This window comes from Sphingopyxis sp. EG6 (assembly GCF_003609815.1).
Lineage (GTDB): Bacteria > Pseudomonadota > Alphaproteobacteria > Sphingomonadales > Sphingomonadaceae > Sphingopyxis.
This window is the reverse complement of record NZ_AP017603.1, coordinates 1,947,070-1,968,489: the sequence shown is the minus strand read 5'-3', so window position 1 is coordinate 1,968,489 and position 21,420 is coordinate 1,947,070. Positions and strand designations below refer to the sequence as shown.

21 protein-coding genes and 1 tRNA gene are annotated in these 21,420 nt (G+C 65.0%); 11 read left to right on the top strand and 11 right to left on the bottom strand.

The features are described 5' to 3' along the window. Window positions 1–12 precede the first annotated feature (12 nt). The gene (locus tag SPYCW_RS09650; RefSeq protein ID WP_145985970.1) at window positions 13–327 is read right to left on the bottom strand and encodes a hypothetical protein; all 315 of its coding nucleotides are present in this window, start codon (window positions 325–327) and stop codon (window positions 13–15) included. Then, window positions 324–1,061 carry a glutaredoxin family protein gene (locus SPYCW_RS09645; protein WP_443029431.1) on the bottom strand — a complete coding sequence of 246 codons (738 nt, stop codon included), beginning with the start codon at window positions 1,059–1,061 and terminating at the stop codon, window positions 324–326. Before SPYCW_RS09645 ends, SPYCW_RS09650 begins: the two co-directional genes overlap by 4 nt. 41 nt (window positions 1,062–1,102) lie before the next feature. Here SPYCW_RS09645 and SPYCW_RS09640 point away from each other — a divergent pair, with 41 nt between their 5' ends. Together SPYCW_RS09640 and SPYCW_RS09635 are read left to right on the top strand one after the other, a co-directional pair. Further along, complete coding sequence (locus SPYCW_RS09640) at window positions 1,103–1,504, top strand: MerR family DNA-binding protein (RefSeq protein ID WP_120216608.1); 402 nt, start codon at window positions 1,103–1,105, stop codon at window positions 1,502–1,504. 326 nt (window positions 1,505–1,830) lie between these two features. Further along, window positions 1,831–2,070: a hypothetical protein gene (locus tag SPYCW_RS09635; protein ID WP_137871116.1), complete on the top strand. Its 240-nt coding sequence runs from the start codon at window positions 1,831–1,833 to the stop codon at window positions 2,068–2,070. Window positions 2,071–2,101: 31 nt separating this feature from the next. Here SPYCW_RS09635 and ychF read toward each other — a convergent pair whose 3' ends face one another. Beyond that, the gene (ychF, locus tag SPYCW_RS09630) at window positions 2,102–3,199 is read right to left on the bottom strand and encodes a redox-regulated ATPase YchF (protein ID WP_120216606.1); all 1,098 of its coding nucleotides are present in this window, start codon (window positions 3,197–3,199) and stop codon (window positions 2,102–2,104) included. A gap of 144 nt (window positions 3,200–3,343) precedes the next feature. On the opposite strand from ychF, the gene SPYCW_RS09625 reads away from it, so the two are divergent. Continuing rightward, window positions 3,344–3,997, top strand: coding sequence for a CAP domain-containing protein (locus SPYCW_RS09625; protein ID WP_120216605.1), 654 nt, complete (start codon window positions 3,344–3,346; stop codon window positions 3,995–3,997). A gap of 43 nt (window positions 3,998–4,040) precedes the next feature. On the opposite strand, the gene SPYCW_RS09620 is transcribed toward SPYCW_RS09625, so the two are convergent. The 8 genes from SPYCW_RS09620 to SPYCW_RS09585 all read right to left on the bottom strand — a co-directional run bounded on the left by SPYCW_RS09620 (window position 4,041) and on the right by SPYCW_RS09585 (window position 11,654). Further along, window positions 4,041–5,918 (bottom strand): PhoX family protein, encoded by a 1,878-nt coding sequence (locus SPYCW_RS09620; protein ID WP_120216604.1) that lies wholly within the window; start codon window positions 5,916–5,918, stop codon window positions 4,041–4,043. Window positions 5,919–6,062: 144 nt separating this feature from the next. Beyond that, entirely contained in the window at window positions 6,063–7,058 is a 996-nt protein-coding gene (locus SPYCW_RS09615) for an SDR family NAD(P)-dependent oxidoreductase (RefSeq protein WP_120216603.1), read from the bottom strand. Window positions 7,059–7,369: 311 nt separating this feature from the next. Beyond that, window positions 7,370–7,939, bottom strand: coding sequence for an aminoacyl-tRNA hydrolase (gene pth / locus SPYCW_RS09610; protein WP_120218228.1), 570 nt, complete (start codon window positions 7,937–7,939; stop codon window positions 7,370–7,372). 67 nt (window positions 7,940–8,006) lie between these two features. Next, the gene (locus SPYCW_RS09605) at window positions 8,007–8,639 is read right to left on the bottom strand and encodes a 50S ribosomal protein L25/general stress protein Ctc (protein WP_120218227.1); all 633 of its coding nucleotides are present in this window, start codon (window positions 8,637–8,639) and stop codon (window positions 8,007–8,009) included. Window positions 8,640–8,923: 284 nt separating this feature from the next. Next, window positions 8,924–9,706, bottom strand: coding sequence for a TraB/GumN family protein (locus SPYCW_RS09600; RefSeq protein WP_120218226.1), 783 nt, complete (start codon window positions 9,704–9,706; stop codon window positions 8,924–8,926). A gap of 113 nt (window positions 9,707–9,819) precedes the next feature. After that, on the bottom strand, window positions 9,820–10,764 hold the full coding sequence (locus SPYCW_RS09595) for a TraB/GumN family protein (RefSeq protein WP_120216602.1): 945 nt from the start codon (window positions 10,762–10,764) through the stop codon (window positions 9,820–9,822). 67 nt (window positions 10,765–10,831) lie between these two features. Continuing rightward, a complete protein-coding gene (locus SPYCW_RS09590) occupies window positions 10,832–11,452 on the bottom strand; it encodes a hypothetical protein (protein ID WP_232014657.1) in 621 nt (206 codons plus the stop codon). Then, window positions 11,439–11,654 (bottom strand): helix-turn-helix transcriptional regulator, encoded by a 216-nt coding sequence (locus SPYCW_RS09585; protein ID WP_120216601.1) that lies wholly within the window; start codon window positions 11,652–11,654, stop codon window positions 11,439–11,441. The genes SPYCW_RS09590 and SPYCW_RS09585 overlap by 14 nt, the downstream gene beginning before the upstream one ends. Before the next feature lie 252 nt (window positions 11,655–11,906). Here SPYCW_RS09585 and SPYCW_RS09580 point away from each other — a divergent pair, with 252 nt between their 5' ends. The 8 genes from SPYCW_RS09580 (at window position 11,907) to SPYCW_RS09545 (ending at window position 21,364) form a co-directional block, all read left to right on the top strand. After that, window positions 11,907–12,788: a glycine--tRNA ligase subunit alpha gene (locus tag SPYCW_RS09580; protein ID WP_120216600.1), complete on the top strand. Its 882-nt coding sequence runs from the start codon at window positions 11,907–11,909 to the stop codon at window positions 12,786–12,788. Beyond that, window positions 12,785–14,866 carry a glycine--tRNA ligase subunit beta gene (glyS, locus tag SPYCW_RS09575; RefSeq protein ID WP_120218224.1) on the top strand — a complete coding sequence of 694 codons (2,082 nt, stop codon included), beginning with the start codon at window positions 12,785–12,787 and terminating at the stop codon, window positions 14,864–14,866. Before SPYCW_RS09580 ends, glyS begins: the two co-directional genes overlap by 4 nt. A gap of 112 nt (window positions 14,867–14,978) precedes the next feature. Beyond that, window positions 14,979–17,639: a pyruvate, phosphate dikinase gene (ppdK, locus tag SPYCW_RS09570; RefSeq protein WP_120216599.1), complete on the top strand. Its 2,661-nt coding sequence runs from the start codon at window positions 14,979–14,981 to the stop codon at window positions 17,637–17,639. A 98-nt stretch (window positions 17,640–17,737) separates the two neighbouring features. Then, a complete protein-coding gene (locus SPYCW_RS09565) occupies window positions 17,738–18,313 on the top strand; it encodes a DUF1214 domain-containing protein (RefSeq protein ID WP_120216598.1) in 576 nt (191 codons plus the stop codon). Between the two features lies 1 nt (window position 18,314). Then, on the top strand, window positions 18,315–18,842 hold the full coding sequence (locus SPYCW_RS09560) for a DUF1254 domain-containing protein (protein WP_120216597.1): 528 nt from the start codon (window positions 18,315–18,317) through the stop codon (window positions 18,840–18,842). Between the two features lie 44 nt (window positions 18,843–18,886). Next, window positions 18,887–18,963: transfer RNA gene (locus SPYCW_RS09555), tRNA-Arg, on the top strand. Between the two features lie 83 nt (window positions 18,964–19,046). Next, window positions 19,047–19,787 (top strand): gamma-glutamyl-gamma-aminobutyrate hydrolase family protein, encoded by a 741-nt coding sequence (locus tag SPYCW_RS09550; protein ID WP_120216596.1) that lies wholly within the window; start codon window positions 19,047–19,049, stop codon window positions 19,785–19,787. A gap of 203 nt (window positions 19,788–19,990) precedes the next feature. After that, a complete protein-coding gene (locus SPYCW_RS09545) occupies window positions 19,991–21,364 on the top strand; it encodes an aspartate aminotransferase family protein (protein WP_120216595.1) in 1,374 nt (457 codons plus the stop codon). Window positions 21,365–21,420: the final 56 nt, after the last annotated feature.

The following is a 21,420-nucleotide window of genomic DNA, read 5'->3' as shown; positions in this document are numbered from 1 at the left end:
GATTTGTTGCCGTCAGGGTCGGGGAGGGGGGATGCTCGGGCGCGCGCTGGCGCCCGCCAACGTCACCATCGGCAGGACCGGCGGCAAGAGTGCGGGCAGCGGCAGGGGGGCGGCTATCGGCGCGGGCGGGGTGCTGGCGACGCAACCGATGCACATGTGACTCGCGCCTTGGCCGTCGTCGGCATCGGGCGGGTGGTGCGGAATCTCGGCAGGCATTGCGCCGTGGCAATCACTGGCCTGTGACTCGGCCTGCACGGGCGCGGTCACCGACGGCAGCGACAGGCCGATCAGGAACAGCGCAAGCAAGAGATGGCGGATGATCGTCACGCCAGCATCCATAGCATCCAAAATGCCATGCCGACCATCGCCAGATTTTCGGTCAGCGACACAAAGCCCAGCGGCACCCGGCTGCTGCCCCCGACGCAGGCGCATTTCAGTGCGCGCTTGTCGATATAGACCGCCTTGAACACCGACGCTGCCCCGATCCCGCCGATGAACAGTGCGACAGGGATCGACAGCCACGGCAGCGCGTGGGCGGTCATCAACACCCCCGCCAGCCCCTCGGCAAGGGGATAGATGGTCGCATAGGGTACCCAGCGCTTCGCGAGCAGGTCGTAATTGAGGAACATCGTCGCAAAGCGGTCGATATCTTGCAGTTTGAGCAGCGCGAGGACGATCATGCTGAACGAGATGAACCATTCGGCGGCGCGGAGGGTGAAGGGGTTGCCATGGACCGAAAAACTGGTCGCCAGCGCCATCAGTGCGGTCATCGCAAACAATGCGATCACGGGGGTGTAGCTCGTCGCGTCGGGGTCGGCGACCGACAGACCGAAATTAAGGCGCAACTCATCATGGCCACCGATCCGGACGCCATCAATAAGGGTCTGCGGCGTCGTCTGGACGCCATACTCGGCCTTGAACGCATCGACCTCTGCACGCGTCGTCAGCCACCGGTCGTCGACTGCAAAACCTCGGCGTTTTAGCAGGTGCTTCGCCTTCAGTCCGTAAGGACAGATGTGGCCGGGCATGACCATGCGGTAGAGGATTGCCTGTTTCGCCATGCACCCCATATAGCGTCCGTACCATAGTACGGAGTCAAGCGATGCAGCTAACCATCGGAAAACTGGCACAGGCGGGCGGCGTCGGGGTCGAAACGATCCGCTATTACCAGCGCCGCGGTTTGCTCGCGACACCGGCGCGCAGCGGCGGCGACGGCTGGGGTGGCGGCGTGCGCCGCTATGATGAAGGCGACCTCCGGCGCCTCAAATTTATCCGTGCGGCGCAGGGGGCGGGCTTCACGCTCGACGAAATCGGCGAACTGCTCGCGCTCGAGGCAAGCGACGACCGCGTCCGGGTCCGCACCCTCGCGCGGCAGCGAATCGAGCATCTCGACGAGAAGATCGCGCAAATGACCGCGACCCGCGCCGCGCTCGCGCGCCTCGCCGACCAATGCGCGGCGAGCGACAAGGGGCCGTGCCCGATATTGGCGGCGTTCGAGGCTTAGGGTTTGCCGAAAACAGTCGGACAGATGACGGCTTTCGACCGATTGCGGACGTACGTCATTTCCTCTCTCCCCTTGAGGGAGAGATACGGCTGCTTTGCAGCTTGCTGCCTAGCCGCAGTTGAGAGGGGGTTTGCGCGTGCTGGCGTCCGTCCCCTCACCAAGCTTCGCTAGCTCCTGACGGAGCAAGCTGCGCTATCCTCTCCCTCAAGGGGAGAGGAGGTTAGGGCAGCTAACCACCCCGCAGACGACATTCCCGCGAACTTCTGTTACAGATGTCGCGTGCTGTTGGCGCCGGTCGCGGAAAAATCGTGAGGGAGCAGGGCAAGATGATCGAGAGTTTTGGAGCATTGGTCGGCTGGACCCATCATGATGCGGGCGATCGCATCATGCTCCGGCTGGAAAGCGTGCAATCCTCCGAAGCCGCCAGGAAGCACGACCCCGATCTGTTTCGGTTCGCCATGACCAAGCAGCAAGCGGCGATCCTCGGCAATTATCTGGTGCGGCTGTCGGGGCAGCCGCCGGTCATTCCGCAAAAGCGGGGCTGGTTTCGTCGTCACTTCGGCTGACGGCGACGCATGGCGCGACGCCGTCTTCGGATCAGCTATGCAGGAAATGCATCACGTCGCCGTCGTGGACGACATAGGCCTTGCCCTCGGCGCGCAGCTTGCCGGCTTCGCGCGCCTTCGCTTCGCCGCCCAGCGTGACATAATCGTCATAGGCGATCGTTTCAGCGCGGATGAAGCCTTTCTGGAAATCGCTGTGGATCTCGCCGGCGGCTTCGGGGGCGGTCGCGCCCTGATGTACGGTCCACGCGCGCGCTTCCTGCGGGCCGACGGTGAAGAAGGTGATCAGGTGCAGCAGCTCGTATCCGGCGCGGATGACGCGTGCGAGGCCGGTTTCCGTCAGCCCCATCTCCGAGAGAAATTCCATCCGGTCGGCCATGTCCATCGTCACCAGCTCGCTTTCGATCGCCGCTGACACGACGACCGCCTGCGCGCCTTCCGCGGCCGCCTTGGCGAACACTTTTTCGGAGACGGCATTGCCGTTCGCCGCGCTGCCCTCGTCGACGTTGCAGACATAGAGCACGGGTTTCGAGGTCAGCAGCTGCGCGGTGCGCAGCACCCGCGCTTCCTCGTCATCCTTGGGTTCGGTCAGCCGTGCGGGCTTGCCCTCGCGCAGCAGGTCAAGCGCCTGACCCAGCACCGACGCAGCGATCTTGGCTTCCTTGTCGCCCTGCGCCGCTTTCTTGGCAAAGGCCGGGACACGCTTTTCCAGGCTCTCGAGGTCGGCGAGCAGTAGCTCGGTCTCGACCGTCTCGGCGTCGGCGACCGGATCGACCTTGTTCTCGACATGCTGGATGTCGTCATCCTCGAAACAGCGCAGGACGTGGACGATCGCGTCGACTTCGCGGATATTGCCGAGGAACTGGTTGCCCAGCCCTTCGCCCTTCGACGCGCCACGGACCAGTCCGGCGATGTCGACGAAGGCAAGCTGGGTCGCGATGATCTTCTTGCTGCTGGCGATCGCGGCCAGCTTTTCCAGCCGCGCGTCGGGAACCGCGACATTGCCGATGTTCGGCTCGATCGTGCAGAACGGATAATTGGCCGCCTGCGCCGCTGCCGTTTCGGTCAGCGCGTTGAACAGGGTGGACTTGCCGACGTTGGGCAGGCCGACGATCCCGCATTTGAAACCCATAAAAACTCCGTGTGACCGGCGCGCCTAATACAGGAGGGGCCGAGGTTGCAGCGCCCCTAGCGCCAAGTCGCCCGCGACGCCAGCTTTTGCCGCGCCAGATTATCGTTGCGAACGGTTCAGCCTTGCGGCTTTATCGCGGGCGCCATGACGACAATCTCTCGATGGGGCGCTGCCGCGCTGGTGCTGGGGCTTGGCGCGGTTGCCGCCAGTGCTGCCCCCAGCCGTTTCGAAGCCGGCGTGCTGGCCGAACTCAATCGTTTTCGCAGCGATCCCGCGGGCTACACCGATGTCCTGCGCGATTATCGCGAGCGCTTCGATGGCCGGCTGTTGCTTGCCGACGATGATGGCGAAATCGACATCATGACCAACGAGGGCGTCGCCGCGGTCGATGAAGCGATCCGCGATCTGCGCCGCGAAAAGCCGCTGCCGCGTTTGCAGCAGAGCGACATGATGGCCGCCGCCGCCGCCGATCATGTCGCGGTTCAGTCGCGATCGGGTGCCGTCGGCCACTATACGCGCGGGCGCGGTCCCGGCGAACGGATGAAGGCGCGCGGCGGCGGTCCCTATGTCAACGAAGTCATCACCTATGGTCACCACAGCCCGGCGGGGGTGGTCCAGCAATTGCTGATCGACGACGGAGTGCCAGGCCGCGGGCATCGCCACAGCCTGCTGCGCGCGACGCACCGTTATGCCGGGGTCGCCTGCGGGACGCATCGGGTGCATCGCACCATGTGCGTGACACTGATGTCGCAGACGCCCGACGGATCGCCGCCGCCGCCCCCCAAGCGTACGCCATAACGCGAGGCCCGCCTGCCCGCGAAGGACAGACGGGCCCGTGCGTCTATGCGCCGACCGGCTGGTTGTCGGTGCGGCGCACGACGATCGTCGACGACCGCGGCTGCTGGCCCGCCACCGGCCAGTTGCCCGTCGGATGCTGGATGTTGACGAAGAAGGTGCGCAGGTCGGGGGTGTAGGTCAGCCCCGTGATCTCGCAGCCCAGCGGGCCGACGAGGAAGCGTTTCGACAGTTTCGTCACTTGGTCGACATGGAACATCGCATTGTGCCCGAACGCCTGATCGATCGTGCGGCCCGCGACCCCTGAATTGCCCGGCACGCTATGGTCAGTCTGCACCCACAGCCGTCCCTGCGGATCGATGGCGATGCCGTCAGGGCTGGAGAAGGTGTCACCGTTGATATTGCCGGTCAGGTTGCTGCCCCCCGCCGCCAGCGACGGATCGCCCGCGAGCAGGAAGATTTCCCAGCGAAAGCTTGTCGCCAGCGGCGAATTGCCCTGTTCGCTGAACTTGATGATGTGGCCGTGCAGGTTCGACGTGCGCGGGTTCATCGGGTTGGTTACGCGGCGGCCGCTGTTGTTGGTCAGCGTCACGAACACCGCGCTGTTGTCGGGCGCGACGGTGATCCATTCGGGGCGGTCCATCACGGTACCGCCCGCGACGCGCGCCGCCGATTTGCAGTTGATCAGCACATCGGCCTGGCTGTTGAAGTTGACGATCGTCGGCGTAGGCGGGGTCGTGCTCTGGCTGGTGTTGCCGGGATCGGACGCGCCCGCGGTCAGCCCGTTCTGCCCCACCACCAGCGCGCGCCACTCGCCGGTGCCATCGCCGTTGAAGCGTGCGACATAGAGCGTCCCCGAATCGAGCAGGTCGGTGTTCGTGGCGCGGTTCGTCGCGCTATAAGCGCGGTCGGGAACGAATTTATAGATGCACCCCGGGGTGGAGTCGTCGCCCATGTAAAAGGCGGTGCGGCGCTCACTATTTTCCAGGAACGCGACATTTTCATGATCGAAGCGGCCCATCGCGGTGCGCTTGGTCGGCTGTGCCAGTTCGCGGCGCGGGTCGATTTCGATCACCCAGCCATAGCCGTTGGCGGGCTGTGTGGGGTCGAGGTAATTGTCGGTCGTTTCCTCGCAGGTCAGGTATGTTCCCCACGGCGTGCGCCCGCTCGCGCAATTGTTGAGCATGCCCTTGATCGGACCCGCGACGACGCCCGCGGCGGGGCCGCCGACGCGGTAGCTGCTGTTTCCAGTATAGCGGCGGTTATAGGTCGATCCCGACTGCACGGCCCAGCGACCGTCGCTGCCCTTGGCGATCTCGACGACGCTGATCCCGACCGCCGACAGCGCGATGGCCTTCTGGTCGGCGGTCGCGGTCGCGGCATTGTAACTGCCCGACATCAGGATGTTGAAATCGGGATACTCGTGGTTGATCGCCAGCAGCCCGCGGTTGTTGGCATCGACCCCCGGAAAGGCGAAATATTCCATCCCGTCATGATTGCCGCCGGCCCATTTCTCGGCGACCGCCGGGGTCGGGAAGCTGCCGGTGTAGGGGGCGCCGCTTTCCACCGAATCGCCCGCCTTCAGCAGCACATCGACGGTGTAACCCGCGGGGACGGTGACCGCGTCATTCTGGTTCGCGGCGACCGCGGCAAAGGTGACGGCATAGCTGACCGGCGGCGGGGTCGGGGTCGGGGTCGGGCTCGGCCCGGCGGTCGGGGGCAGGGTGACCACAGGATCACCGCTGGTGCCGCCGCACGCAGCTAACGCGGTGGTGGAGAGCATCGAGAGGCCGAACAGGCCGTTGCGGAGCAGGGTGCGGCGCGTCGGATTGGCAGCGACGATCGCCTCCAGGCTGCCCGGTGCGTGATCGCTGGTCGTGTCGCCGCGATAAGGCGCGCGGGCGTCGTCGGTAAGATGTGACATGCAGTCCCCCTGTTTTCGGTTGAGCCCCGGACTGGTTGGTCCGGCTTTGGGTGGCGCACCGATGGCAGCGGGAGGTGTCAGCTAAATGGCTTCACCAAGTCAGAAAGGCAGGATTTGCATGACACTCTGGTGACATGGCAGGGCTCAGTCGTGCACCGCCTTGACCAGCGGCCCCAGCGCCCCGCCGCCCAGCCATGCCAGCTGAACTTCGGCCGACACGCGATTGATCGCCTCCTGCGGCTTGTTGCCCGGATGGACCGCGCGGCGCAGCGGGCGCTTGCCCGCGGGCATCGCCATGATCTCGGCAATCGCGCGCGGCACGTCGAGCGGATCAGCGCTGCGCCCGCTGCCATCCTCGGTCCCCATCCCCCGGGTGAAGGGCGCATAGGCCTCGAGCAGCGCCGCGTCGCTGCGCGCCTTCAGCGCGCCGGTGTAGGCGTTGCGATTGACCCACACCTTGGTCGGGTAGCCGCCGGGCTGGATCACCGTCACCTCGATGCCGTGTGGGACCAGTTCATAGGCCAGCTGTTCGGACATCGCCTCGACCGCGAATTTCGTCGCCGAATAATGGCCGCCGCCGGGGACGATGACGCGACCGAGCTGCGACGAGATGTTGAAGATTTGACCGTTTTTCGCGGCGCGCATCTGTGGCAGCAACGCGAGCTGCATCCGCTGGATGCCGAGGACATTGGTGTCGAAGATCAGCTTCGTCGCTTCCATGTCCTGAACTTCTACCGGCCCGGTGATCCCGATCCCGGCATTGTTGATCAGCGTGTCGATCCGCCCGCCCGAAATTTTCAGCGCCTCGGCGGTCCCCGCGGCGACCGACGCATCGCTGGTCACGTCGATCTCGACGATATGCAGGTCGAGCTTGTCCTGCGCGGCCTCGGCGGCGAGCGTTGCGGCCTCGGGCCGCGGCAGTCCGCGCATCGTCGCGATCACCTTGGCGCCCAGCTTGGCATAATAAAGCGCACCCACGCGGCCGAACCCGCTCGAAGCGCCGGTGATCAGGATCGTGCGACCTTTCAGCGAAGGCGCCGCGGCGGGCGTCGCGGCGTGCAGCAGCGCGGGGGCGGCGGCGGTGAGCGCGGCTGCTCCCGCGATGAGTTGGCGGCGGTTGGGAAGAATTGGATCGGGCATCGGACTCTCCTTTGGAGCGCCATCATGCCTCAGTTGGTGCGCCGCGCCAAATTTCTGCTTTTGGGGTGGGGAACGGTCGTAGCGATCCTCTCCGGAACGGGGAGGGGGACCAGCGAAGCTGGTGGAGGGGCGCCTTCGGTTTGCCTTGCCGCCGAAGTCGTGCTCCATTGCTACATTCCCGGAACGCTTGGCTCTTCCAGCCCGGCGCTGCGGTAACCTCCTGTGCCCCTCCACCACCCTTCGGGTGGTCCCCCTCCCCCGTTGGGGGAGGATCGGCTACGTCCGCAATCGGTCGCTTCCAGACCCCGGCTTCACCCGTGCAACCGCAAGGCCAGATCGCTGGCGAAGCGCACATCGTCGCCCTCGGCCAGCCACTTTGCCTCCGCGGCGATCGCGCCGAGCAGGTCGATCAGCGGTTCCATCTCGCTCTTGTGATAATTGCCCAGCACATGGCCGGTGACACGGTCCTTGTGGCCGGGATGACCGATGCCGATGCGGACGCGGCGGAAATCCTCGCCGATATGCTGGATCATGCTGCGGATGCCGTTGTGGCCCGCCGCGCCGCCGCCGCGTTTGACCTTCACCTGCATCGGGATCAGGTCGAGCTCGTCGTAAAAAACGGTCACGTCGGGCGAGTCGAGTTTATAGAAATCCATCGCGGCGCGCACGCTGCGTCCGCTTTCGTTCATGAAGGTACCGGGTTTAAGCAGATGGATGCGCGTCGATCCGATGCGCCCGTCCTGGATCCAGCCCTGGAATTTCTTCACCGGGGCGGCAAAGCCATGAACATCGGCGATGACATCGGCGGCCATGAAGCCGACATTGTGGCGGTGCATCGCATATTGGGGCCCGGGATTGCCGAGGCCGACCCAGAGCTGCATCATACTGCCTTTCCCGGGTCTGGTGGAAACGCCCCTCCCGCTTGGGGGAGGGGCGCATCCGAAATGCTTAGGCTTCGTCGCCTTCGGCAGCTTCGCCTTCATCCTTCGTCGTGTCACCGTCGCTGGATTTCAGCGCCGACGGGGCGACGATGGTGGCGATGGTGAAGTCGCGGTCGGTGATCGCGCTTTCCACGCCCTTGGGCAGGGTGACGTTGCTGATGTGGATCGAGTCGCCGACGTCGAAACCGGTGACGTCGATTTCGATGTTGTCGGGAATCTTGTCCGCATCGCACACCAGTTCGAGTTCGTGGCGAACGATGTTCAGCACGCCGCCGCGCTTCAGGCCCGGCGAGGCTTCTTCGTTCTGGAACGCGACCGGAACGGCGACCTGGACCTTGGCATCCTTGCTGATGCGCAGGAAGTCGGCGTGGATCGGGCGATCCTTGACCGGATGAAATGCGACGTCCTTGGGCAGCGTGCGGATCTGCTTGCCGCCGACGTCGATCATGACGACCGAGTTCATGAAGTGACCCGTCATCAGCTGCTTCATCAGCAGCTTTTCTTCGACGTGGATCATCAGGGGTTCTTCTTTGCCGCCATAGACAACGGCGGGGACACGGCCTTCACGACGCAGTTCACGCGAGGCTCCCTTGCCTCCCCGATCACGCGTCTCGGCCGACAGCACCAGCTGGTCGCTCATCATTTTTCTCCGAAACAGATTACACAGTCCGCCACGCCTCCAGGGATGACCATGGACGGAAGCGGCGGCGCTTAGCGGGGAAGCGCGGGAAATGCAAGCGCGGGAGGGATCGGGCGGCGGTTAACGACCGAAACTGGCCGTCGCCCCCGCGCAGGCGGGGGCCGCTGTCGGTTTACGCAGCGACGCAGGGATAGGCAGCTAGCGGCCCCCGACTGCGCGGGGGCGACGATCAGTCGGAACGTCCGCTTTCCACCCCAAAAGCGGACGCTGCCGGGCCCGTCGACTCACTGCACCCGCGTCACCGTCATCCCCTGCGCCGCCAGCATCGCCGGGACGCCGTCCGCTCCCACCAGATGCCCCGTGCCGACCGCCATCAGCACTGTGCCCGGCTGCGCCATCCGACGTTTCGTCCAGGCCGCCCAGCGCCGGTTGCGGTCGGTGATGATCGCCTTGCGTGCCGCGGGGACGGTATCGACGTCGGCGTTGATCATCTGTTCAAGCCCATCGACGTCGCCGCTACTCCACGCGGCGGTCAGCGCGTTGATCTTGCCAACCGCCTCGTCCGCTCCGGTGGCGGCGCGGGTCAGCAACGCGCGCTGGGTCGATGCGTCGAGATTTTCGAACAGCATCAGCTGGCTCTGCGCCGATTCCAGCCCGCGGATCGGCTTGTCCGCGGCTGCGAAAATTTCGGTCAGTCCTTTTTCGACCCCCGCGGCGGGTGACAGGTCGGCGGCGCGCGCGGCGCGCTGTCCGATCAGGATCATGATCGCCCAATCGTCGAGCTTTTCGCCGCCGAACGAGCCGCCGCTCGCTTCGAGCGCGCGGTAGCGGGAGAGCGCCACGCCGGAAAGTCGCGCTTCGATCGGCAGGGGCGCGGCGCGCGGTGCCAGCGTCTGGAACATGGTGCCTGCCGCCGCCAGTTCGCGCGGCGACAATTCCATGATCAGCTCGTCGGCCGACGCAATCGCTTGCCCGACCGCGCCATCATCCCAGTCGGTCCCGCGCGGCAGTGCGTGCATCGTGCCGAGCATGTAAATTCGGGTATCGGCATCCGCGACCAGCCACATTGCCGGCTTTGCCTTCGGCGCCGGGTCGGCAGGGGCGCATCCCGCCAGCAGCAACGGCAAAAGGGCCGCCGCAACGCGGCGACCCCAATGTCGGGACAGAGGCGCGGCAGGGCTCAATATTCGACCCGCGTCGCGGTCAGCCCCTGTGCCTTCAGATAATCCTGCACGCTCTTTTCGCCCGCCAGATGTCCCGCGCCGACCGCGATGAACACCGTGCCCGGCTTGTCGAGCCGCGTCTTGATCTGGTCGGCCCAGCGCGCGTTGCGATCATAGAGCAGCGTCTTGGCGAGTTCGGGGGTCGCCGCCATGCTTTCGTTCATCGCGACGGCCAGCCCGTCGGGATCGCCCTTGGCCCACAGCGCGACCATCTTGTCGAGCATCGGCCCCAGCTTATCCATATCTCGGACCACGGTATTCAGGAATGCGACCTGCTGGGTGTCGGGCAGCTGGTCGAAGAAGCCGAGCTGCTCTTCGAGCGTTTCGAGGCCCGATACCGGCTTCGCATCGGCCTTGGCAAATTTGGTGAGCAGCTTTTCGGCCCCCTGTTCGGGGTCGTAGCCAAGCTTGGTCAGCGGCAACACCGACAGCGTCATCGCCGGGAACCAGGGTTCGAAATTGTCGAACGCATTGGCGGGCAGGCCGACACTGACGATCGCCGCCTGATAAGCCTTGAGCTGGTCGGCGGTCAGGCGCGACGGGATGGTCTTGCCGCTCTGGTCCATCGCCAGCGGCATCATCGTCCTGGCGACCGCATTCTGGTCCTCGGGCATGACGATTTCCAGCATCATCTCGTCCGATTTGTCGAACGCGTCCTTTACCGCTTCGTCGAACCAGCTGAGGCCGGCCTTCAACACATGGACGGTGCCGAACAGATAGATCGTCGTGTCCTCATCCTTGACCACCCACAGCGCGGGGTCGGCATCGGTCAGCGCGGTCGCGGCGGCGGCAACCGGTGCGGGTTCGGCGGCGATGGCGACATTGCCGCCGGGCAGCACGGCGCATTGCGCGAAGGGGATGACGGCGCAGGTGGCGGCGAGCGTCTTGAACCATTTTTTCACGGGGGAATATCCTTTCATTATTGGCCCTTATGACCGGATGTGATGGGGAAGGGGAGAGCGAAAAGGGTCAGCGAAACTTGAACCAGAAATAGAATAGTGCATTGGCGGTCAGCGACAGGGCGAACAGCGGCATCGCCTCGACCGGGGGCGCCAGATCGGCGCGCCACAGCACCCACCAGACGGGGCAGGGGAAAACAAAGGCGTAAAAGCCGGCAAGCCCGCCCAAATGATAGGCCCGCCGCTCATGGTCATCGACCGTGCGGTGATAGAGGACCAGCGCGATCGTCAGACCGACCACCCACATCACCGACAGGCCGATCGCAACCGTCGGGGTCAACGCGGCATTGCTGAACAATCCCTCGGGTCCGTTCGTCCCCGATTGCATCACCATGGCCGCGACGAAGCCCAGCGCTCCCGACAGGGTCAGGCTGACCCAGTACAGGCGCTTGCGCGGCGACCAGCTGCGGAACCAGTCGGCGTAGCGGCGGACGTAATAGGCGAATGCAAGACCGCCGATCAGGATCGCGACGACGGGACCGATCCAGGGTGCCAGCACGGCATCGCCATTTTCGGCCGCCGCCTGATTGTAACCGACAAAGCCGCCCGCCAGCATCGCGGTGCCGAGGCCGATCGCGATCGGCCAGACCATGCTGGGCGCGCGGCGCTTTTGCGGTTCAATGTCCATCATCTTGTCCCTCATGGCCATCGTCGAAAATTTCCTCGATCGGCATCGCGAACAGCCGCGCCAGCTTGAATGCGAGCGGCAGCGACGGGTCGTATTTACCCGTTTCGATCGCGTTGACCGCCTGCCGCGATACGTCGAGCCGGTCGGCCAGTTCGGCCTGGCTCCAGTTCCGCATCGCGCGCAGCACCTTCAGCTGGTTGTTCATCGGCAATCCGTCATGCGTCCCTGACCGTATGTCAGGTGTTGTTGACTAAATGACATGATTCGCTGACTGTGTCAACAACACCTTACACTCGCCGTCGGATGTCGCATTGCGCGGCACTTTCGCCGACATCCGCGCGCCCGTCGCCCTTGACCCTGCGACCCCGCTGCGCCAAGGGCGGCAGCAGTTGTTGCACCTGCGAAAGAGCGGACAGTGGCCGACGCGGCGGAGACGAAACCCTTAAGCTTTCAGGACATGATCCTGACGCTCCACAATTATTGGAGCGCGCGCGGCTGCGCGATCTTGCAGCCCTATGACATGCGGGTCGGGGCAGGGACGTTCCACCCCGCGACCACCTTGCGTTCGCTCGGCCCCGTGCCGTGGAACGTCGCCTATGTCCAGCCGAGCCGCCGCCCGACCGATGGCCGCTATGGCGAGAACCCGAACCGGCTCCAGCATTATTACCAGTATCAGGTCATCCTGAAGCCGTCGCCCGCCGACTTGCAGGAACAATATCTGGGCTCGCTGGCTGCGATCGGCATCGACCCGCTGCTCCACGATATCCGCTTTGTCGAGGATGACTGGGAAAGCCCGACGCTCGGCGCGTGGGGGCTGGGCTGGGAGGTCTGGTGCGACGGGATGGAAGTCACCCAGTTCACTTATTTTCAGCAGATGGGGGGCTTCGACTGCAAGCCCGTCGCGGGCGAGCTCACCTACGGCCTCGAACGCCTCGCCATGTATATCCAGAATGTCGACAATGTGTACGACCTGCGTTTTTCGGACGCGGTCGGCGATGTCGCGGCGGTGAGCTATGGCGACGTGTTCCTTGAAAACGAACGCCAGTTCTCGAAATGGAACTTCGAGGTCGCCGACACCGACACCCTGTTCGCGGGTTTCAAAGCAGCCGAGGCTGAATGCAATCGCGCCATCGAAGCAGGGGTCCCGCTCGCAGCCTATGATCAGGCGATCGAGGCGAGCCATTTGTTCAACCTCTTGCAGGCGCGCGGCGTGATCAGCGTGCAGGAGCGCGCCAATTATATGGCCTGCGTCCGCGACCTCGCCAAGGGCAGCTGCAAGGCCTGGATCGACAGCCAGTCCGACAACTGGACCGCGAAATATCCGGGGTGGACGCTGTGACCGACTTTCTTCTCGAACTGCGCAGCGAGGAAATCCCGGCGCGGATGCAGGCGGGCGCGCGCGCCGAACTCGAAAAGCTGTTCCGTGCGCAACTGAGCGTCGCGGGTCTCGAAGCAGGCGACCTCACCATATGGTCGACCCCGCGCCGCCTCGCGCTGATCGCGCGCGACCTGCCCGAAGCGACCGCGGCGGTCAGCGAGGAACTCAAAGGCCCGCGCAGCAGCGCGCCGCCGCAGGCGCTTGAAGGTTTCCTGCGCAAGACCGGGCTGACTCAGGACCAGCTCGAGGATCGCGACGGCGTCTGGTTCGCCGTGATCGACAAGCCCGGCCGCGCGACCGCCGAAGTGCTCGCCGAGGCGATCCCCGCGATCATCCGCGGCTTTTCGTGGCCCAAGTCGATGCGCTGGGGCAAGGACAGCGCGAGCAGCGAAAGCCTGCGCTGGGTGCGCCCGCTGTCGGGGATCGTCGCGATCTTCGGCGAAGAGCTGGTGCCGTGCGAAGTTAGCGGGATTTCCGCGGGTTTCGCGACGCGCGGCCACCGCTTTCACTGTCCCGGCGAGATCACCATCGGCTCGGCATCGGACTATGCCGAAAAGCTGCGCGCCTGCCACGTCATCGTCGACCATGAGGAGCGCCAGGCGATCATCCGCGAAGGCGCCGCCAAGGCCGCGGCCGACGCCGGGCTGAGCCTCGTCGAGGATGAGGGACTGGTGATCGAGAACGCCGGGCTCACCGAATGGCCGGTGCCGCTGCTCGGCCGCTTCGACGAAGCGTTTCTGGAGGTGCCGCCCGAGGTCATCCAGCTCACCGCGCGCGTAAACCAGAAATATTTCGTCGTGAACGGCGCCGACGGCAAACTCGCCAACGGCTTCGTCTGCACCGCGAACATCGACGCGAAGGATGGCGGCGCAGAGATCGTCGCGGGCAACCGAAAGGTGCTCGCGGCGCGCCTGTCGGATGCCCGCTTCTTCTGGGAACAGGATCAGAAGAAAGCGCTCGCGCAGCATGCCGAGAAACTGGCGAACATCACATTTCACGAAAAGCTGGGCACCGTCGCCGACAAGGTCGAGCGCGTTGCGAAGCTCGCCGAATGGCTTGCGAGCGAAGGCATCGTCCCGAACTGCGACCCCGCGCTGGCGCGGCAGGCCGCGGAACTGGCGAAGGCCGATCTCGTTACCGAAATGGTCGGCGAATTCCCCGAACTCCAAGGCCTGATGGGCGGCTACTACGCCCGCGCCGAAGGCCTGCCCGACGCGGTCGCTGACGCGATCCGCGATCATTACAAGCCGGTCGGGCAGGGCGATGATGTTCCTACCGCGCCGGTGACGGTGGCTGTGGCGTTGGCGGATAAGCTGGATACGCTTTTTGGTTTCTTCCGTGAAGATATGTTCCCGACAGGATCGAAGGACCCGTTCGCTCTCAGGCGTGCAGGCATTTCTTCCCTGCGTCTAATTTTGCAAAACGGGCTGAAGCTGTCGACTGACGCTGCTGCGACGCAATGGCTTGGCCAAAGCGATCCGACTGCCCGATTGAGCGAAAAGGAGATCGCCGATCGCAAAATTCTGACAACGATTCCGGACTTCTTGACGGAGCGTTTGGCAGTTCAATTGCGTGAAACTGGCGTGTCGGCAGATGTGGTGCAAGCTTCGCGCGAATGGAACAGTCGAGATGACACTCGGCTTGATCGCACGGAAACTCGCGCTCGCGATTTGCAAGCATTCTTGGCGACCGAAGACGGCACCAATCTGCTGGCGGGCTACAAGCGCGCGGCGAACATCCTGAAACAGGCGGGCGAGGTGAGCGGCAACGGCGCTGCGACGCCGCCGACCGACGCGGACGCCGCCTTGCTTGCCGCGCTCGACACCGCCGAACCCGCCGCCTCCGCCGCGGTCGCAGAGGAGCGCTTCACCGACGCCATGGCCGCGCTCGCGTCGCTGCGCGCGCCGATCGATGCGTTTTTCGATGGCGTGATGGTCAACGACCCCGACGAAGCGGTCCGCGCCTATCGGCTCGGGCTGCTCGCCCGATTTACCGGCGCGGTGCATGGCGTCGCTGACTTTTCGAAGATCGAGGGCTGACGCTGCGGCTATGCGCCGCTTCTTATATCGCGCGAAGTAAATCTGAATCGACGACAGGACTTCTCAACCCTATCCAGCCGCAACCTCCTCCCCGGGGCAGCAGGAGCATATGATGACGAAGATGGTGCATTTGTTCGGCGGCGCGGCCACGACGGCCGAGCGTTCGAAGGAATTGCTGGGCGGCAAGGGCTCGAACCTCGCCGAAATGGCCTCGATCGGCCTGCCGGTGCCCCCGGGCTTCACGATCACCACCGACGTCTGCACCGCATATTACGCCAATGGCGAACAATATCCGGCCGGGTTGGTCCAGGATGTCGCCGCAGGTATCGCGCATATCGAAGGAATCACCGGCAAGAAGTTCGGCGACCCCGCCGACCCGCTGCTCGTCTCGGTCCGTTCGGGCGCGCGCGTGTCGATGCCGGGGATGATGGACACCGTTCTCAATCTCGGCCTGAACGACCGGACCGTTGTCGGCCTGTCCGAAGCGTCGGGCGACCCGCGTTTCGCATGGGACAGCTATCGCCGCTTCGTTCAGATGTACGCCGACGTCGTCATGGGGCTCGACCATGCCGAGTTCGAGGAGGCGCTGGAAATCGCAAAGGAAGACAAGGGCTTCTATCTCGATACCGAAATGTCGGCTGAAGACTGGCAGGCGCTGGTCAAGCAATATCAGGCGATCGTCGAGCGCGAGACCGGCGCGCCTTTCCCGCAAGAGCCGAACGACCAGCTGTGGGGCGCGGTCGGCGCCGTGTTCGCAAGCTGGGAAAGCGACCGCGCGAAAGTCTATCGCCGCCTCAATTCGATCCCCGGCGAATGGGGGACCGCGGTCAATGTGCAGGCGATGGTGTTCGGAAATATGGGCGACACCTCGGCCACGGGCGTCGCGTTCACGCGCGACCCGGCGACGGGCGAGCGCGCCTGGTACGGCGAATGGCTGATCAATGCGCAGGGCGAGGACGTCGTCGCGGGCATCCGCACCCCGCAATATCTGACCCGACAAGCGCGCGAAAAGGCCGGTGCCAAGCCGCTGTCGATGGAAGAGGCGATGCCGGAGACGTTCGAGGAGCTCGGCCGCGTCTTTGACACACTTGAAACGCACTACCGCGACATGCAGGATATTGAGTTCACCGTCGAACGCGGGACGCTGTGGATGTTGCAAACGCGCTCGGGCAAGCGCACCGCCAAGGCGGCGCTGCGCATCGCGGTCGAAATGGCGGCCGAGGGGCTCATTTCGGAAGAGGAAGCCGTTGGCCGCGTCGATCCCGGCGCGCTCGACCAGCTGCTCCACCCGACGCTCGACCCGAAGGCGCCGCGCGATGTGCTGACCAAGGGGCTGCCCGCCAGCCCCGGCGCGGCGTCGGGCAAGATCATGTTCACCGCCGATGATGCGGAAAAGGCGGCTGAAATGGGCGAGGCGGTGATCCTCGTCCGCGTCGAAACTTCGCCCGAGGACATCCATGGCATGCACGCAGCCAAGGGCATTTTGACCGCGCGCGGCGGGATGACGAGCCATGCGGCGGTGGTCGCGCGCGGCATGGGGCGCCCCTGCGTCTCGGGCGCCGGCGGGCTTTCGATCGACGGCAATGCGCGCGTGCTGCGCGTCGGCGGGCGCGAGCTGCGCGAAGGCGACATATTGACGCTCGACGGTTCGACCGGCGAAGTGATGGCGGGCGAGGTGCCGACTCTGCTCCCCGAACTCGTCGGCGATTTCGGCACGCTGATGGGCTGGGCCGACAAGGTGCGCCGCATGAAGGTGCGCGCCAACGCCGAAACCCCGACGGACGCGCAGGTCGCGCGCGATTTCGGTGCTGAAGGCATCGGGCTTTGCCGCACCGAACATATGTTCTTCGACGCCGCGCGCATCACCGCGGTGCGCGAGATGATCCTCGCCGACAGCGAGGAGGGCCGCCGCGCCGCGCTCGCCAAGCTGCTCCCCGAACAGCGCGGCGATTTTGCCGCGATCTTCGGGGTGATGGCGGGGCTGCCGGTGACAATCCGCCTGCTCGATCCGCCGCTCCACGAATTCCTGCCGACGCGCGAGGAGGATTTCGCCGACGTCGCCGCCGCCGCGGGCGTGGGGATTGAGGCGCTGAAAGCGCGCGCGAACGAGCTGCACGAATTCAACCCGATGCTCGGGCATCGCGGTTGCCGCCTGGGTGTCACCTACCCCGAAATCTACGAGATGCAGGCGCGCGCAATTTTCGAGGCCGCGTGCGACGTCGCCGCGACCACCGGCGCCGCGCCGATCCCCGAGGTGATGATCCCGCTCGTCGCGACGCGCCGCGAATTCGACCTCATGAAGGCGGTCGTCGACGCGCAGGCGAAGGCGGTGTTCGCCGAGAAGGGGCGTGAGATCGCCTATCTTGTCGGCACGATGATCGAACTGCCGCGCGCCGCGCTGATGGCCGGAGAAATCGCCGAAAGCGCCGAGTTCTTCAGCTTCGGTACCAACGATCTTACCCAGACGACGATCGGCATCAGCCGCGACGACGCTGGCCGCTTCCTGACGCAATATGTTGACAAGGGCATCTTCCTGACCGACCCGTTCGTCAGCCTGGATGTCGAAGGTGTCGGCCAGCTGATCGAGATCGCGGCGGATCGCGGCCGGGCGACACGCCCCGACGTCAAGCTCGGCATTTGCGGCGAGCATGGCGGCGACGCGCCGAGCATCCATTTCTGCGAGAAAACCGGCCTCGACTATGTCAGCGCCTCGCCCTATCGTGTGCCGATCGCACGCCTGGCGGCAGCCCAGGCGGCGTTAAAGAGGGACTGATATCATCACCGGAGCCCTGAGCCTGTCGAAGGGCGCATCTCGGTGAAGCGCCCTTCGACAGGCTCAGGGCTACGGTCGGGGGCAGGGGGAACGCGCGCATGAAAAGCTGGCACCGCTATACGATCGCCATTTTAGGCGGATTGGCGGTGGGGCTCGGCGCGGCCTGGGCGCTGACCAACGGCGGCCTTGGCGACGGTGCGATCAGGAACGGCCCGTGGACGACTTCGCTCGGCTATGGGACCAAGGCGACCGATCCGCTGACGCGCGCGATGGTCGCGCGCTCGGGGCTGCTCGCGCTGCCCGCCAGGGAAACGATCTACTGGATGGCGAAAACCGACGCGAGCGGCGCGCCGCTTGACGGCAATTGCCGTTACAGCCTGTCGGGTACCCCGCTCGATGCGCGGTGGTGGAGCGTGACGGTCTATAACGATACGGGCTATCTGGTTGATAATCCGGCGGGGGTCTGGTCGGTCAACGGCGCCAATGTCGCACTCGATGCGAAGGGCGCGTGGCGCGTCGTCATTTCGCCTGACAAACCCGCCGATGCGGCCTGGTTGCCCGGGATCAAGGGCGAACCGTTCCAGTTAACCCTGCGCATGTACAATCCCGGAGCGGCTTTTCGTGCAGACCCGAAGAAGGCCGCGCTGCCGAAAATCGTGAAGGCGGGCTGCTGAGATGCGCAACTGGCTCGGTCCGCTCGCCTTTGGCCTTATCCTTGCCGCGGTCACCACATGGGCGGCAATCGGCGCGATCCCCTATGGCCTGATGAACGTCGCGATGGAGCGGCTGGGGCAGGGCGGGATCAACACGATGTCGCACGGCAATCTGGCAACCCCCGCGCGCCAGCCGGTCGTTCGGCCCAGCCCCGATCTTGCTTATTCCAGTTGTCCCTATGATCTGTCGGCGGGTCCGCTGGCGATCGACGTCACCCCCGTTCCCGGTCGCTACAGCTCGCTGAGCATCTTTGATGCCGCGACCGATGTCATCTTTGTGCGCAACGATGTCGAAGCACAGGGCAAGCCGTTCCGAATCGTCGTGGCGCGCGATGGGCAGGCGGTGCCGGCGGGCGCCGAAGTGGTCCGCACGACCCATGATCGCGGTATCGCGCTCGTTCGTCTGCTTTTGAAAGATCCCAAGGAAATCGGCGGCCTGAACGCGGTCCGGCGTCAATCGACCTGTGCGACGGTCACAAAGCTGAAATAGGGGGTTGCGCCCCTGCGCCGCGCCCCTTAAAGGCGCCTCTCCACGCACCCGTAGCTCAGCTGGATAGAGCACCAGACTACGAATCTGGGGGTCGGACGTTCGAATCGTTCCGGGTGCGCCATTTCCCACCATCGCCCTTCATCTTGCAGCAGAGCGCGGAAGATTCCGCTGGCCTCGCGCGATGAAAATCGGCAGCAAGACGGTATGGCCGCGCGTCCCGTCCTTGGCATTATCGCCTGCAACCGCACCGTCGGCGTCGAGACGGCGCAGGCGGTGATGAACCGCTATGCGACCGCGGCGATGCAATATGCCGATTGTGCGGCATTGATTATTCCCTCGCTTCCCGACTTCATGCGCGCCGACGAGGTTGTCGGGCGGCTCGACGGGGTGCTACTGACCGGAACCCCGTCGAATGTCGAACCGGCGCGCTATGGCGATGCGGGGGCGGGCGAGGGGCCGTTCGATCCCGACCGTGACCGGATGATGATCGAGCTGGTCGACGCGGTGATCGCGGCGCAGCGGCCGCTGTTCGGTATTTGCCGCGGTTTTCAGGAAATCAATGTCGCGCTGGGCGGGACGCTGCGCCGTGATACGTCGACGAGCGAGGAACTGCTGGCGCATCATGCGCCCGACGGCGTCAATTTTGACGGCATGTTCGAGCATCGGCACGCGGTCGAGCTGGCAGACGACGGCCTGCTTGCCACCGCCTACGGCAAGGCGGCGATCGACGTCAATTCGGTCCATTATCAAGGCGTCGGTGAACTCGCGGACGGTTTGCGGGTCGAAGCGCGCGCGCCCGACGGGCTGGTCGAGGCCTATAGCGCCCGCCCGAACGGCGCGCCGCTGCTCGCGGTGCAGTGGCATCCAGAATGGGCGACCGACGACAATGCTGACAGTCAGACCTATTTCCGCCTGCTCGGCCGCGCGCTAAGAGGCGAATTATGAACCGCCGCGTCACCCGCTACGATCGCTACCTCGCGCGCATCAGCTTTTCGCCCTGATCGGGGGATTCCCCTCCCGCCTGCGGGAGGGGTTGGGGGTGGGGTGAGCCGCAGGCGAACTTCTGCCCTCTCGCCCTCAGGACGCGCTTCGCGCGTACCCACCCCTAGCCCCTCCCTGGAAGGGAGGGGTATTTCAGGAACAAAAACATGCCCCGCAATCATGACATCGCCGAACTCAAGCGCCTCGACGTCGCGCACCATCTTCCCGCCCAAGCCGATTGGGCCGAGATCGAAAAACTCGGCGGCAGCCGCATCATCACCCATGCCGAGGGTTGTTATATCCACGACGGCGACGGCCACCGCATCCTAGACGGGATGGCGGGGCTGTGGTGTGTCAATGTCGGCTATGGCCGTGAGGAACTGGTCGAGGCGGCAGCGGCGCAGATGCGCGAACTGCCCTTCTACAACACCTTCTTCAAGACCGCGACGCCGCCGACGGTGACGCTCGCAGCGAAGATCGCCTCGCTCACCGGCAATCGCCTGCCGCATGTGTTTTTCAACGCGTCTGGCAGCGAGGCCAATGATACCGTCTTCCGCATGGTGCGCCATTATTGGAAGCTGAAGGGCGACCCCAAGCGCACCGTCTTCATCAGCCGCTGGAACGCCTACCACGGCTCGACCGTCGCGGGCGTCTCGCTGGGCGGCATGAAGGCTATGCACGCGCAAGGCGACCTGCCGATCGCCGGGGTCGAACATGTCCGCCAGCCCTATGCCTTTAACGAAGGGCAGGGGATGACTGAGGAGGAGTTCTGCGACGCCTGCGTACAGGCGATCGAGGACAAGATCCTGGAGGTCGGCCCCGAAAATTGCGCCGCCTTCATCGGCGAGCCGGTGCAGGGTGCGGGCGGGGTGATCATCCCGCCCAAGGGCTATTGGCCGAAGGTCGAGGCGGTGGCGCGCAAATATGGCCTGCTGATCGTCGCCGACGAGGTCATCTGCGGCTTCGGGCGTACGGGGAAGATGTGGGGGCATGAGACGATGGGCTTCACCCCCGACCTGATGCCGATGGCGAAGGGGCTGTCGTCGGGTTACCTGCCGATTTCGGCGACCGCGGTCGCGGCGCACGTCGTTGAGGTGCTGAAGACCGGCGGCGATTTCGTCCACGGCTTCACCTATTCGGGGCATCCCGTGGCGGCGGCTGTTGCGCTCAAGAATATCGAGATTATCGAGCGCGAGGGGCTGGTCGAGCGGACCGGCAGCGTGACCGGCCCGCATTTGGCCAAGGCGCTTGCGACGCTGAATGACCATCCGCTGGTCGGTGAAACGCGCTCGATCGGGCTGCTCGGCGCGGTCGAGATTGTTGCCGACAAGGCTGCGCGCGCGCGTTTCGGCGGTGCCGAGGGGACCGCGGGGCCGATGGCGCGCGATGCGTGCATTGCGAACGGGCTGATGGTCCGCGGCATCCGCGACAGTTTGGTGATGTGCCCGCCGCTGGTGATTTCGACCGAGCAGATCGACGATATGGTTGCCATCATCCGCGAATCGCTGGATGAGGTGCTGCCCAAGCTGCGGGCGCTCTAGCGCGTTCTCGAGTTCCGTTCGTGTCGAGGGAAGTCGAGCGCAAACTTAACGTGTCT